The 12024-nt window shown below is 62.7% G+C and carries 15 protein-coding genes; 10 read left to right on the forward strand and 5 right to left on the reverse strand.

The genetic code is table 11. From position 1 onward, the window contains the following. Window positions 1-207: 207 nt before the first annotated feature. Window positions 208-1470, reverse strand: coding sequence for a DNA polymerase IV (gene dinB / locus LB520_RS26030; RefSeq protein ID WP_224639862.1), 1263 nt, complete (start codon window positions 1468-1470; stop codon window positions 208-210). A 269-nt stretch (window positions 1471-1739) separates the two neighbouring features. After that, a complete protein-coding gene (locus LB520_RS26035) occupies window positions 1740-2120 on the reverse strand; it encodes a cupin domain-containing protein (protein WP_224607817.1) in 381 nt (126 codons plus the stop codon). 380 nt (window positions 2121-2500) lie between these two features. On the opposite strand from LB520_RS26035, the gene LB520_RS26040 reads away from it, so the two are divergent. Continuing rightward, window positions 2501-2734, forward strand: a complete 234-nt coding sequence (locus LB520_RS26040) for a polymerase (protein WP_140845413.1) — start codon at window positions 2501-2503, stop codon at window positions 2732-2734. 72 nt (window positions 2735-2806) lie between these two features. Next, window positions 2807-3037 carry a hypothetical protein gene (locus LB520_RS26045; RefSeq protein ID WP_140845461.1) on the forward strand — a complete coding sequence of 77 codons (231 nt, stop codon included), beginning with the start codon at window positions 2807-2809 and terminating at the stop codon, window positions 3035-3037. A 39-nt stretch (window positions 3038-3076) separates the two neighbouring features. On the opposite strand, the gene LB520_RS26050 is transcribed toward LB520_RS26045, so the two are convergent. Then, the gene (locus tag LB520_RS26050; protein ID WP_224639863.1) at window positions 3077-4294 is read right to left on the reverse strand and encodes a TadE/TadG family type IV pilus assembly protein; all 1218 of its coding nucleotides are present in this window, start codon (window positions 4292-4294) and stop codon (window positions 3077-3079) included. 280 nt (window positions 4295-4574) lie between these two features. Here LB520_RS26050 and LB520_RS26055 point away from each other — a divergent pair, with 280 nt between their 5' ends. The 6 genes from LB520_RS26055 to LB520_RS26080 all read left to right on the forward strand — a co-directional run bounded on the left by LB520_RS26055 (window position 4575) and on the right by LB520_RS26080 (window position 8615). Beyond that, window positions 4575-5825: a pilus assembly protein TadG-related protein gene (locus LB520_RS26055; protein WP_140845415.1), complete on the forward strand. Its 1251-nt coding sequence runs from the start codon at window positions 4575-4577 to the stop codon at window positions 5823-5825. Beyond that, window positions 5822-6271, forward strand: a complete 450-nt coding sequence (locus tag LB520_RS26060; RefSeq protein WP_224548500.1) for a TadE/TadG family type IV pilus assembly protein — start codon at window positions 5822-5824, stop codon at window positions 6269-6271. The genes LB520_RS26055 and LB520_RS26060 overlap by 4 nt, the downstream gene beginning before the upstream one ends. Then, a complete protein-coding gene (locus LB520_RS26065; RefSeq protein ID WP_224529651.1) occupies window positions 6261-6677 on the forward strand; it encodes a TadE/TadG family type IV pilus assembly protein in 417 nt (138 codons plus the stop codon). The genes LB520_RS26060 and LB520_RS26065 overlap by 11 nt, the downstream gene beginning before the upstream one ends. Before the next feature lie 101 nt (window positions 6678-6778). Beyond that, window positions 6779-7078 (forward strand): hypothetical protein, encoded by a 300-nt coding sequence (locus LB520_RS26070; RefSeq protein WP_224548513.1) that lies wholly within the window; start codon window positions 6779-6781, stop codon window positions 7076-7078. Between the two features lie 119 nt (window positions 7079-7197). Then, window positions 7198-7449 (forward strand): hypothetical protein, encoded by a 252-nt coding sequence (locus tag LB520_RS26075; RefSeq protein WP_224548515.1) that lies wholly within the window; start codon window positions 7198-7200, stop codon window positions 7447-7449. A gap of 323 nt (window positions 7450-7772) precedes the next feature. Continuing rightward, entirely contained in the window at window positions 7773-8615 is an 843-nt protein-coding gene (locus LB520_RS26080) for a hypothetical protein (protein ID WP_181174878.1), read from the forward strand. Window positions 8616-9250: 635 nt separating this feature from the next. On the opposite strand, the gene LB520_RS26085 is transcribed toward LB520_RS26080, so the two are convergent. Continuing rightward, on the reverse strand, window positions 9251-9793 hold the full coding sequence (locus LB520_RS26085) for a J domain-containing protein (RefSeq protein ID WP_224529647.1): 543 nt from the start codon (window positions 9791-9793) through the stop codon (window positions 9251-9253). Between the two features lie 243 nt (window positions 9794-10036). Between LB520_RS26085 and LB520_RS26090 the strand changes: the two genes are divergently transcribed. Both LB520_RS26090 and LB520_RS26095 read left to right on the forward strand, forming a co-directional pair. Beyond that, window positions 10037-10531 (forward strand): cytochrome b, encoded by a 495-nt coding sequence (locus tag LB520_RS26090; RefSeq protein WP_224529639.1) that lies wholly within the window; start codon window positions 10037-10039, stop codon window positions 10529-10531. A 347-nt stretch (window positions 10532-10878) separates the two neighbouring features. Continuing rightward, on the forward strand, window positions 10879-11286 hold the full coding sequence (locus LB520_RS26095) for a hypothetical protein (RefSeq protein WP_224639864.1): 408 nt from the start codon (window positions 10879-10881) through the stop codon (window positions 11284-11286). A 298-nt stretch (window positions 11287-11584) separates the two neighbouring features. Here LB520_RS26095 and LB520_RS26100 read toward each other — a convergent pair whose 3' ends face one another. Then, on the reverse strand, window positions 11585-11932 hold the full coding sequence (locus tag LB520_RS26100; protein WP_224639865.1) for an exopolysaccharide production repressor protein: 348 nt from the start codon (window positions 11930-11932) through the stop codon (window positions 11585-11587). Window positions 11933-12024 lie beyond the last annotated feature (92 nt).

Consider the following 12024-nt stretch of genomic DNA (forward strand, 5'->3'; position numbering starts at 1 on the left):
TCCGTCCGGCGTCCTTAAGCCTGGCTTTGCGCAATCGAGCCCAGCACCGACATTCTTGCAAGTGGGGGGAACGCGTAACTTCACAGATTGGAAATCGGCCCGCGCCGACGGACGGGGAGATTACCCGAAGCGGTTGGTACGCAGCGCACGGACGGCGCGTAGGCTTTCGTCAATCTCCAATGGCGTCAGAGGAGATGCCTCAGCCACTCACAGCTCCTTCTCGGCCAATTCCCTAAACCCGTCCGGCACCGAGCGCGGACCTTCTAGCGCTACCGTGCCGTAGCCGACCGCCTCCTTGCCGAAGCGCTGGCGGATCTTGTCCACCGCCCGGTCGGCGCCGAAGCGCGCGAGGCCTTTGCGGCTGCCGGGCCTCAGCTTCTCGTCCGCCAGCCCGAGCGGCAGTTCGAGCTGCAGCTCGGCATGCTCCTCCAGATGCGAGACAGAGATGGCGAGCAGCGAGATGTCCCTCTCGCCCGGATGGGCGGCAAGCACGCCGCGCACCAGTTCCTCGGCGATCTCCGCCAGCATCGCGGTCGCCTGGATCGGCTGGTCGAGCGTGATCGAGCGGCTCACAGCGCGCAGATCAGCGAAGCGAACCCGCACCGTCACTGTGCGCCCGGGCCGGTCCTTGGCGCGCAACCGGCTGGCCACGCGGTCGGCCAGATGCAGGAGCGTCGGCACGAAGACGCGCGGCACTGCCGGCTTCCTGCCGAGCGCCGATTGCGCGCCGGCAGAATGCGCGCGGCGGTGCGCCTCGAGTTTTCGCGGGTCGCGGTTCCAGGCGAGCGCGGCAAGCTTCTGGCCGGCGGCATGGCCGATCAGCCGCTCCAGCGCCCCGCTATGGGTGCGCGCCAGCTGCCCGATCGTCTCGACACCGATCTCGGCCAGCCTGGCCTTGGTCGCCGGGCCGACACCCCACATCAGCGTGACAGGCAGGTCGTGCAGGAAGGCGAGCTCGCTGCCGGGCTCGATCACCACCAGCCCTTCGGGCTTGGCTACCTGCGAGGCGATCTTGGCCAGATGCTTCGTCCGCGCCACGCCGATCGAGATCGGCAGACCGAGCTCGGCCTTCACCCGCTCGCGGATTTTTCGCGCGATCTCTTGCGGCGATCCGAACAGATGCGTGCAGCCGGCGACGTCGGCAAAAGCCTCGTCGATCGAGATGCGCTCGACCGCCGGCGTGAAGTCGTCGAGCACCTTGATCGCGGCGTCGCCGAGGCGCTGGTATTCGGAAAAATGACCGCCGACGAAGATGAGATGAGGGCAGAGCTCGCGCGCTTTGCGGCCCGGCATGCCGCCGCGCACGCCAAAGATTTTCGCCTCATAGGAGGCCGCCAGCACCACGCCTCCGCCGACGGCGATCGGCTTGCCACGCAATGACGGATCGAGCAGCTGCTCGACCGAGGCGTAGAAGGCGTCGAGGTCGGCGTGCAGGATGGTGGCGGCCGCGGCGGTGTTCGTGGCGGCCATCGCGCGCTCCCATGGCCATTTGTGTGGCATTGCAGCATTAGCTGCGTCTTTTGTAAGGGGAATTAACGGAACATAAAGAGAACAAAAGAAGCTCTCTGTCAAGCCACCACGCTTGGCCGTGCAGGTTTCCACAACTGGGGCGCAGCCACAGATAGAACGCCGGTTGTGCGAATGACCTTTGCGCGGGACATGCCGCCGCAGGCTGAGGAGGGATCGCCTCGCGAGGCGATCCCTCCTTCGCCTCTGAACGTAAATTGCGACTGTCTGCGCTATGCCGGCTTGGCGTATTCTTCGGCGCTCAGCACCTCGATGCATTGGAACGGCTGGTTGCCTTCCACCCAGGCGTCGTGGCCGGGCGGGATGGTGTAGGAAGTGCCGGCCTCGATGGTCTTTTGCGTTCCGTCGGTCATCCGTACGGTGATCGAGCCGGACACGGCATAACCAACATGCGAGACCTGGCAGCTGTCGGTCTTGACCACCGGCTTCACGCATTCGGACCATCTCCAGCCCGGCTGCATGTTCATCCGCCCGAGCGTATAGCCTGGGAGCCGGACGATCTCGACACGCGTCTTTGCGGGCGCGCGGACCTCATCGGGATTGTTGTGCGATTTGGATTCGAGTTTCGTCACCTTCATTGCAACTTCGGCCATGGTATCCCTCCCATGTGTGAAGCGGCGCCTGACGTTGCGATCGTCGGCGACCGCGAGTGTATTCATAAGCCTTATTATGAGCGATTGCTAATTAATTGAGGTGACCGCTAGCTCAGCCGAACGCTTGGCGCATTGTCGTGGAAGGCGGATATTCCAGACCCTCGGGCGACGGTCCCCGGCCATCTTCGGACCGAAGTCCCATTGCACGAACGCAGAGGCCCGACACGCCTATTTTCAGGAAACAACGACGGCACCAAAATCATTGGCTAGCAAGCCGCCGGACAAAGTCCCTTCATCGGCGGTTGACCACGGCGTGCCCGCTATTCCTGCGATATGGCGGGCACGCCTTTCCCCTGAAACCGCTCCTGGAGTTGCCAGCCGTGCAACCCGGTAAGATGATCGCCAATCTGTTTGCCGCACTGCTTCTGGCCGGCCTGGTCGGCGGCGTCTTCTTCGTCTTCGGCAGGCCGCTCTGGCCCGAGCGCCAGGCTCGTATGGTGATCCTTCTCCCGGTCGATACGATTGCGACCGGATCGCTGCGCCGAGCCTGCCTCGAGCCATGCCTGCCGGCCCGCTTCGACCTCAAGCTCGCGCCCGCCAGGCCGCGCGGATGAAGCCGGGCGCGGGAACCAGTCCGCGCCCCGGGCCGTTGACGGAGCGAAGGGATGGCGCTGGCGGAGGCCGCCATGGACAATTTCGAACTCATCGATCTTCTGTGCGTCATCGACGCCTGCGTGAGCGACCGTTCGGCCGGCCGTATCGTGCCGATGTCGAGGGCCGTCGAGGAGTTGCGCGTCCTGACCGGCGATTTCGTCTCGTCGGATGAGGATGCGGCCAACGCCTTGACGCAGGTCGCGCTCAAGCGCGGCTGCGCCGTGCTCTTCGACGAGCGAGCGGGTGCGGATATTGTCGGCTAGGCGCAATCTCGTCCTCCTCCTGGCGGAGGAGGTTGGTGCTCATTTCGCCAGGGTGATCATCCGGCCCGCATACGCCGCCCGGCCTCCGAGTTCGGCCGTGCAATCCGACTTCACGGCCGAGTTCCCCGTCATCGAGATGGTATCGCCGACCAGCCGCAGGCAACTGCCCTGGGCGTTCATGTCCGAATTTCCGGCATAGGTGATGACGGCGTCCGGGGCGTAGATAAAGCCGCTGACCACGGAGCCCGATCCGCCGTTCAGCGTCAGCGCCTGGGTGTTGCCGTGAGCCTGGTAGACGGTGATTCCGGCGTAGGGGCCGCTGGTGGGCGGCGACAGGTTCACCTGTTCGTTGGCGTTGATATAGAGCTGTGAGTTCTCCATCAGGAAGATCGTCACGCCCTGGCCGCTCAGGCTGCCGTTGCCGCCCGGCTTTATGGTGACATTGCGCATGATGTAGGTGCCCGGATTGAGGGTGATCTTTCCCGACAAGGTCTTGTCGCAATAGGTACCCGGCGAGAGCGTCACCGTTTTGCCATTGGGCACCGGCAGGCACAGCGTATAGGCGGGAGGAACGACGTCGGCCAGCGGATCGAACGAAGCATACTGGTTCTCATGCGGCGCGCCGCAGGAAAGCGTGGCGTTCGGCGGCGTCAGCCCTTGCGTGCCGCCGACTGTCGAGACGCAGCCGGCGCTGACGATCGCCGAGCCGCCGCGATTGACGGCGTCGGGCGCGTCTGAATTGGCCGCGATCACGCAGCCGTTCATCGCCACATTGGTCGAGCCCTGCAGGTTGACCGCGCCGTCGGCGTGCTGATCGAGCGCGAGCACGCAGGCTTGCGCGCCGGGCTTGAGCTTGACCGAGGCGGTGCGCGTCGCCTGCCAGGCCGGCATGCCGCTGATGAAGGCCGGCCGGCTGACGCTGGACGACAGCGAAATGAAATAGGCGCCCGGACCGCCGCTCGCGCTGGCCTGGAAGGCGGCGAGGCTGCCCGATAGTTCCTGCGCGTCGGCTGCGCTCATATTGGCGGCGAAGAAGGTCTGGCCGAGTTGCTGCACGTCGCTTGCCGACATGCCTGGCAGGTATTTCGTGCCGATCGCCAAGCCGGCCGCGTCCAGCGAGTTCTGCAACTGCGCGGCGTCGTCGCTCGTGCCTATCAGGTCGATGGATGCCGCCACGCCAAGCATAAGCGGCACCATGGCGACCGCGGCTGCGATCGCAAAGTTGCCGCCCCTCGATGCCAAAAAACGTCCCAACATGGAGCTCGCCCTCGTCATATGTCCGAGAGTGATATGCGCGCCGTCTCTACGGTCGATTTCCAAAATAGATAAAATGCAGAGAGAGCTAAAATGCATGGTTTTACCGACGCTTAAACCTTAAGTCCGATCTTTTATAGGCCTTAAGTCTTAGTGCGTGCGGCGCAAGGCGGAGGCAGCGGAGCGCTAGGGTCCCACCGGCAAAAATCGAGCGAAATAATTAGGCATTCGTTCATACGGCAATGATGACGTAACGGCTGGGATAGCTTGGGTGCGCTCGGCCATGGCCTTTTCAGGTCGGTTCATCAGAAATCTTTTTTCTCGACGCGGCTCTCGACGCTTTTGCGAAGGCAAGAGCGGCAATGTCGCCACCATTTTCGCGCTCACCTTGCCGGTCGTCGTCGGCGGCGCCGGGCTCGGCGTCGAGACCTCCTACTGGTACTATTCGAGCCTGAAGCTGCAGGCGATCGCCGACGCGGCCGCCTATGCCGGCGCGTTGGAAAAGATCGCCGGATCCAACACGGATGCCATCACCGCCGCCGCCGCGTCATCGGCCGCCTCGAATGGCCTTGGTGCGGGCACCATTGTCGTCAACACCCCGCCGGCGTCGGGACCGAACACGGCCAAGAAGGCGGTCGAGGTCATCCTCAACCAGGATCTCGACCGGATCTTCACGTCCATCTTCACTCAGACAAAAGTACCGGAGCGGGCGAGGGCGGTGGCGCTGATCACCGACGCCTCCAAAGCTTGCATCGAAGCGCTCAATCCGTCGGCCTCCCAGGCAGCACTTTTCTCCGGCAGCACCAGCGTCAAACTGGCCGGCTGCGTCATCATGGCGAATTCGATCGCCAACGACGCCATCAAGGTGCAGGGATCGGCGGGTCTTCAGGCCGATTGCCTGATTTCGGCCGGCGGCGTCGTGCTGAACAATCCGGTGCCGATGGTCTGCAAGGCCCCGATCACCCAGGCGCTGCCGGCGGCCGATCCGTTCGCCAGCTTGCCGGCTCCCGCGACCACGACCCCATGCCAGAAGATCAACGGCAACAAGACGACGCAAACGATCCAGCCCGGGACCTACTGCAGCGGCATGAGCCTCAACGGCAACATCACGCTTTCCCCCGGTGTCTACGTCGTCCAGGGCGACTTGAAGATCAATGCGGGTGCCGTCATCCAAGGCAGCGACGTTACGATCTTCATGGCCGGCAGCAACACTGTCAGCATGAACGGCAACGCCACCGTGACGCTGGCCGCCCCGACTACGGGCACCTATTCCGGCGTGCTGTTCTATGGCGACCGGACGGGGACCGCCGCGCAGAGCACCTTCAACGGCACCGCGACTTCGCTTTTGACCGGCGCGATCTACTTCCCCAGGCAACAGGTCAACTATCTTGGCAATTTCTCGGGCGTGAATGGCTGCACCCAGGTCGTTGCCGATACCATCCAGTGGTCGGGCAACTCGACCATCAACCAGGACTGCTCGAGCCTAGGGATGAAGGACATCCCGGCCGCTCAGGCGGTTGCGGTGGTCGAGTGAAATCCGCTGCCCGTCGACTGATGCCGGCCATTCGCGATGAATCGGGCATCGCCGCGGTGGAACTCGCGTTTGTCTTGCCCGTCTTGTGCGCGGCCTTGCTCGGAATCATGGACGGCTGGTCCTATGTCGCGGGTTCGCTGTCGATGCGCGCCGGTGTGAAAACGGCGGCCAACCTCGTGATGGCTGGCTCCGCTGACGACAGCGCGACCCAGACTGTCGCGCTGGCGAGCTGGGAGAACAAGCCTTCCGACGCGCAGGTTACGATTAGTCGCATCTATAAGTGTGGGACCACCGTGGTCGATGCGTCGACCTTATGCAGTGGACCGAAAGCGCCGTCCGTCTACGTCCAGATTCAGGCATCCGGCACCTGGATCCCGCCCTTCACCTTTGGTCCATACCCAGACAATACCGCGATCGGCCATGTGCAGGTGGTCCGTGTGCGCTAAACAAAGGCTCCGGCTTTCGGCATTTGCGGCTAATGAGGCGGGCGGCGCCGGTCTCGAATTCGCCCTGGTCGCGCCTTTTCTCATCATGCTCCTGTTCGGCATCTTCGCCTTCGGCTGGTCGATGAACAGCGTATCCAGCGTGCGCTACGCGCTCGAAGCCTCGGCGCGCTCCCTGCAGCTCAACAACACGCTGACGCAGGCCGACATCCAGGCCATCGCCACACAGAAGCTTCAGGCGCTTGGCCTGCGGAATGTGAACGTCACCATCACCACCGATCCGGCGAGCGGCGGGTTCCGCATGGCACACGTCAACGCCAGCTATGCCTTTGTCATCAGCTTTCCCTATTTCAGCAATTACCCGATCAGCTACACTACCTCGGTAGCCGTGCCCCTGGTCAGCAGCTAGAGGGACGAACGGATGTACCTTAGGATTCTCTAAAAAGCTGCAAGGCTGGCGCCAGCTAGGAATGCTAGGGATTTGCTGCATCCACTATCAGGAGCGCAGCCATGACCTCGCTTGTTGGAAGCCAGCACGGCCCAGGCGCCGTGCATCAAGCGAGCAGACCCCAGGCGTCGGAAACTTTCCCGGGCAAGCGCGCCGAAAGCGTCGGCCACCTCGCGAAAGCCTCGGTTTTCGAGACGGACATCGGCGAGCCGAATGCCCAAGGAAAATCCGCGTCCCGGATCGCCCGAATGGACCTGACCGTGCTTTCCCCGACCGGTTCGGGCGAAGGTCAGGAGCCGGAGACGGCAACCGGCACGCCGACCGAGACTGATGGCACGGAAGATCCAAATCCTTCCGCTTGATGGCCGGCAAAAAGCCAGGCCCGCTTGTGCCTGGTGGCTAGCAGCCTTCCGTTGTGGTTTTCATCTGGCCGGGAGCGTTGGATTTGGCGCTCGTATCCTGTTGGCCAGGGGCCGCCTGCTTGGCACTGCCGGTCTGTTGCCCAGGCGCGCAGTCCTTCGCTGAATTCGAATTGGTCGAGTTCGTCGTGGTCGTGTCTGTGCCCTGGCTGCTGGGCATCGTCGTTGTGGTGGATGACGATGTCGATGAGCTACCCGATGTCGTGCCCGACTGCGCCGTCGCCAGACCACCGGACAAAGCAACAAAGGCGGCAACGAGAAGAATTCGTTTCATGGTGACTGTCCTTTTAGGCAATGTCCCTTCGCTTGTTTAACCCCGACCTTGCGGCAGGGTTCCAAAGGCGCAGGTGATCCGATTGCAGGGGATTGTCGCGGCGGCAATTGCCTCTTGGGACCATGGTCTGGCGAGACAAGGGCCTTCTTTGTTCCAAACGGCCCACAGATGCTAAGCCCTTTGTATTTACGTTAAATTTCAACGGGTTAACCTGGTGTTTTGGGAAAATTGCGGAGAGGCCGCGGCTATGCTCTCATTTCGCGACCGCAGTTGCTTAAAGTTTATCCGACGCCATTAGGAAATTCTCATAAGAGGCTGCCTAGCGGTTGGGCCATAGTGACGATTCATCTGCGGAGAAGCACAATGACATTGCGAAAGACACTTCTGGCATCCCTGGCCATTCTCGCGCTTGCGACCGCCCCCGCGCTTGCCGGCGCCGGCGGTAACGGCGGCGGCCACGGCAATGGCGGCAGCCATGGCGGCGGCAACGGAAACGGCGGCGGTAACGGTAACGGTGGCGGTCATGGAAATGGCGGGGGCAGCGGCAAGAGCGGCGCCTCGCACGGCAACTCGGCCTCGGCTCCGGGCCACAACAAGAGCGCCGATGCCAGCGCGTCGGATGACAACTCGACCGATGACGCGACGACTGACGATACGACCACGTCTGCCACGCCCAAGGACAAGAACATTCACGCCAAGCTCGGCCGGCTGAACTCGCTGCAGCGCAACATCAACGCTTATATGAATTCCAAGAGCAAGAAGTTCGCCGGCGTCCAGGCTTACGTGACGCAGGCCGCGGCAGCCAAGAACGCCCAGGCCAACCTCGACGCGGCAAACGCCCAACTGGCCGCCGACCAGAGCAAGCTGGCCGACCTCACTCAGCAACTCGCCGACCTCAACGCGACCGACACAACCGGCTTCACGCCCGAACAGCAGGCGGCTCTCGATGCGCAGATCGCCGACGTTCAGGGACAGATTGACGCCCAGAACGCCACGATCAGCACCACTGATGCCCAGGCGATCGCCGATGCGCAGGCCGCGGTTGACAACGCGCCGCCTCCCACCGATGCGTCGCTGGACGCTGCCCTTGCCGACATGGCCAACAAGCCAGTCGACGCCGACGTCACCGCCTGGGCCAAGGATACTTTGGCGGGCAAGATCGACGCGCAAGCCGCGGCCACGGCGACAACCACAACAACCCCATAAGGCCGGACGAACCGACCGGAGGGCGAGCGAAAGCCGCCGGGCCTCGCCCGGCGGTTTTTGTTGACAGGGCGACGGGCGCGCCGTCTCCGGCAGAAAAATGGCTCGCCTCAGTCGAGACGAGCCAAAGCGGGAGCCCTATTGCCGGGTGCTGATCCCGCACCAGGTTGCCACCTGTTTTCCGGGTGGCCGGCGGTCGAAACCGAGACGCCGGCTTGCGGACGCTCTACTGCGCGCCGGGGGATAATATATCGTGCTACGACATGTTTATCGCCGGCACGGCGGGCAGGCAATCCCTTTGATCTCGCACCGGCCAGGAACGGACTGCATCACACAAGAGCAAGCTCCAGCGGTGCCTTCATTCGCGACTGCCTTTGCCGTCGCAAGCCGTGCCAATTGCGGCAGTGCGCCAGACCTCAGTCGCCTTGTATTCGATGGCGCACAGCGCCTAAGTCACCGACCCTGTTCTGCCCTCCAAGGCGCATGGCATGCTCCGCGGCCCCGGTGGAACCGCCCAGATACGGGAGGTGAGGAGAGGACGGTCGATTCCTGCGGGATGTAGCTGTTCCTTCGTTGTGCCCGCCGCTGGTTCAGGCCAGCAGGCGGACCTTTGACGATCAGGGCGACGCAAACCGGGCTCATTCGGCGTGATCGAGCAGGCGGGTGGCGTCAGGGCGATTCCGGCCCTGCTTGACCCCGGCGTGATCTATGCCTTCCACGGTGATCGCGAACGTGCCGTTCTCCGTCCTGCCGATGAAGCCCTTCGACTTGAGGTACCACAGGTGGAACTCCAGGTGCTCGCGGGGGCAACCGGACAGGCGCTCGAGTTCGTCGTCGCCGATGCCCGGATTGTTGACGTCCCGCCGGCGCCTCACATAGAGAAGCGACAGCAGATTGGCCTGGATGACGGAATCCCGCTCCATGCCGCCGCCGTCGCGCGCTCCCTCGGTGAGTTCATGACGAAGACCCAGATGCTCGCGGTAAAGGATATCGTATTGAGCCCGCTTGACGGGGTCGCGGAGTGTATTGTTGGCTTCAACGATCTCGCTGAAGCGCGATTCATTGCCGGTTTCCCGATTGTCGGGGTGATAGCGCATGGCAAAGTAGCGGAAGATCCGCTCGATGGTCTCGGAATTGGCGTTCGGGCTTATTTCCAGAACTTCGTAGTAGTCGATGAACATGTAATCGCGCTTCCGAAATTACGGAAACCATTCCCCCAAGCCCAAGCATTGCCCAAATGCTGCGCGCTTGCAAGGTGCCGGTCCCAGTCTCGAACCGCCAAGGCCGGCGCGAATGCTCGCCATACGAAAATGTAAGATTGTGGCCACAATTGCGGGAGCTTTCGAGCCAAATTCGGCCATCGTCCTCGCGACTATTCAACAACGTTAAGGCGTAGGACGCCTTGTATTCAGGGAACGGTCGCGATGGAAACCAGACGTGGATATTCAATTTTTCAGATCGCGCTGCATTGGCTGATTGCAGCGCTGGTTTTATTTCAGCTCTTCTTCGGTGAGAGCATGACGGTCGTCGTGGACGCCGCCGAAGACGGCCAGCCGGTATCGGCCACCGACCAGGCGCTGGGCTCAGCTCATTACTGGGTCGGCCTGTCCGTTCTTGCGCTTGTGCTTGTTCGACTGGTCCTCAGGCTGGTATCCGGCGCGCCGGCCCCCGCCGGTCATGGATCGAGATGGATGCGGGTCGCCGCGCATGTATCGCACGGCCTGTTCTATGTGCTGTTGCTGGCGACGCCGGCAATCGGGCTTCTGGCGTTCTATCTGGGCGACCCTTGGGGTGACATTCATTCGCTTGCCAAGCCGGCATTCATCGTGCTGATCGCTGTCCACGTCGTGGCGGCGCTCTACCATCAGTTCTGGCTGAGGGACGGGACGCTGAAGCGCATGCTTTCGCCCGCCGGCTGATTGGGGAGATATGCTGGCCGGCGGCGTCTTCTGTGCGATGGCCGATCGGCAAAGGCTAGCGGCCGCGTGTCGGAAAACCTTTGCCCCGTTGCGGTGGAATAAATTCCGGGCTTTGTTACGCTAGCTCTGCTTGGAATTCAGGTGGCAACCTGGATGGAGCCGACCTCAAGCCCGGCTCCCTTTTCGGCTCGCTTCGAAAGAGGCGAGCCATTTTTTTGCAAAACCGCCGCCAAACCTCGCGGCTTTCGCCCGAAGGCCGCACCGACTTAGGTGCGTCATGGCTAATATCGCTCGCACGATGTAGACTGCGCAGAGTCGGGTTTACAGAGGCATTGGGAGGACAACAAATGCCACGGGTATCGGAACTCTTCTTCAAGACGGCCATCGTCTTTCTCATCCTGGGCGTCGCCGCTGGACTACAGATGGCGATTTCGGGCGATCACGGTGCCTTTCCGGCGCATGCTCACATCAACCTTCTTGGCTGGGTCACCAGCGCCATTTTCGGCGGCTACTATGCGCTCAACCCGGCCAAGGCCGAGCGCCGCATCGCCATGATCCATTACGGCCTCTATACGGTCGGCATCGTGATCATGCTGCCGACGCTCTACTGGATGCTGGCGGGAGGCCACCCGGAGATCGAGCCGGTCGTGGCGATCGGCTCGCTGATCGTCGCCGCCGCGGTGCTGGTCTTCGGCTTCGTCGTCTTCTCGTCGACGGAAACGGTGCGCTCGGCCTCACCGGCCACCGCGCGCTAGCTGGGCGAACCGAGCAGGGATTTCAGGCGGGCGCCGGCTACAGCCTCCGATCAAGGAGAGCTGCAGCCGGCGTTTGGTTGCGCCGCATCGATTTTGTTGATGGCGGCCCATCGCCGATGCAAAGCTAGTGGCGGTCTATCGGCTCCGATGCAACGGATGGCGCCTCGCGCCCTGGCGCCGAGGTGTAGCATGGCCTCCGCGGTCGAATTGAAGAAGTAACGTGCCGGGCTATTGCGGCGTGGATGCCTGTCGAGAAGGAATAGATGATCGGTCCGCGGCCGGAACCGACGCAAAGCGATCAGGGAAGCAGTTTCGGGAACAGCCGCAAGATGAGGGCGTGGATGATGCCATCGCGCTCGAACGGTCCGGGCATCTTGGCGGGTGCCGCGCTTACGTCCGCTTTGCCTTCGTCGGTTACCCGGGTCTCACTGTGCACGAGCCACAGCACGGCCACGAAATAGCCGGCCTGCAGAGCCACGGCCGCCAGGAATGTCCAACCGATCGCCATCCAGACAGATCCTGTGGACATGAAGGTCCAGCCGAGGATCGCTAGAAGCGTGCCAACCATTCCCACAAGAAACTGCGGAAAATACATTTGCCCAACCGAGCGCCGCGACCATATTCGGCCATCAGCGATCTCGCCCATATCTCTACCCATTTTGACCCATGCACCTTTTCCGGGTGGACCGCAAGCTTGAACGACTTGCCGGCGGCCCCATTGCCCTTTCGTCCGGCCCC

Source organism: Mesorhizobium sp. CA12 (assembly GCF_020165255.1).
Lineage (GTDB): Bacteria > Pseudomonadota > Alphaproteobacteria > Rhizobiales > Rhizobiaceae > Mesorhizobium.

Excerpts from the sequence above, each read along its gene's own strand:
- LB520_RS26090 (WP_224529639.1), top strand. The coding sequence starts at position 10,037 with ATGGAAACCAGACGTGGATATTCAATTTTTCAGATCGCGCTGCATTGG.
- LB520_RS26095 (WP_224639864.1), top strand. The coding sequence starts at position 10,879 with ATGCCACGGGTATCGGAACTCTTCTTCAAGACGGCCATCGTCTTTCTC.
- LB520_RS26080 (WP_181174878.1), top strand. The coding sequence starts at position 7,773 with ATGACATTGCGAAAGACACTTCTGGCATCCCTGGCCATTCTCGCGCTT.
- LB520_RS26050 (WP_224639863.1), bottom strand. The coding sequence starts at position 4,294 with ATGTTGGGACGTTTTTTGGCATCGAGGGGCGGCAACTTTGCGATCGCA.
- LB520_RS26045 (WP_140845461.1), top strand. The coding sequence starts at position 2,807 with ATGGACAATTTCGAACTCATCGATCTTCTGTGCGTCATCGACGCCTGC.
- LB520_RS26085 (WP_224529647.1), bottom strand. The coding sequence starts at position 9,793 with ATGTTCATCGACTACTACGAAGTTCTGGAAATAAGCCCGAACGCCAAT.
- LB520_RS26100 (WP_224639865.1), bottom strand. The coding sequence starts at position 11,932 with ATGGGCGAGATCGCTGATGGCCGAATATGGTCGCGGCGCTCGGTTGGG.
- LB520_RS26055 (WP_140845415.1), top strand. The coding sequence starts at position 4,575 with ATGGCCTTTTCAGGTCGGTTCATCAGAAATCTTTTTTCTCGACGCGGC.
- LB520_RS26035 (WP_224607817.1), bottom strand. The coding sequence starts at position 2,120 with ATGGCCGAAGTTGCAATGAAGGTGACGAAACTCGAATCCAAATCGCAC.
- dinB (WP_224639862.1), bottom strand. The coding sequence starts at position 1,470 with ATGGCCGCCACGAACACCGCCGCGGCCGCCACCATCCTGCACGCCGAC.
- LB520_RS26070 (WP_224548513.1), top strand. The coding sequence starts at position 6,779 with ATGACCTCGCTTGTTGGAAGCCAGCACGGCCCAGGCGCCGTGCATCAA.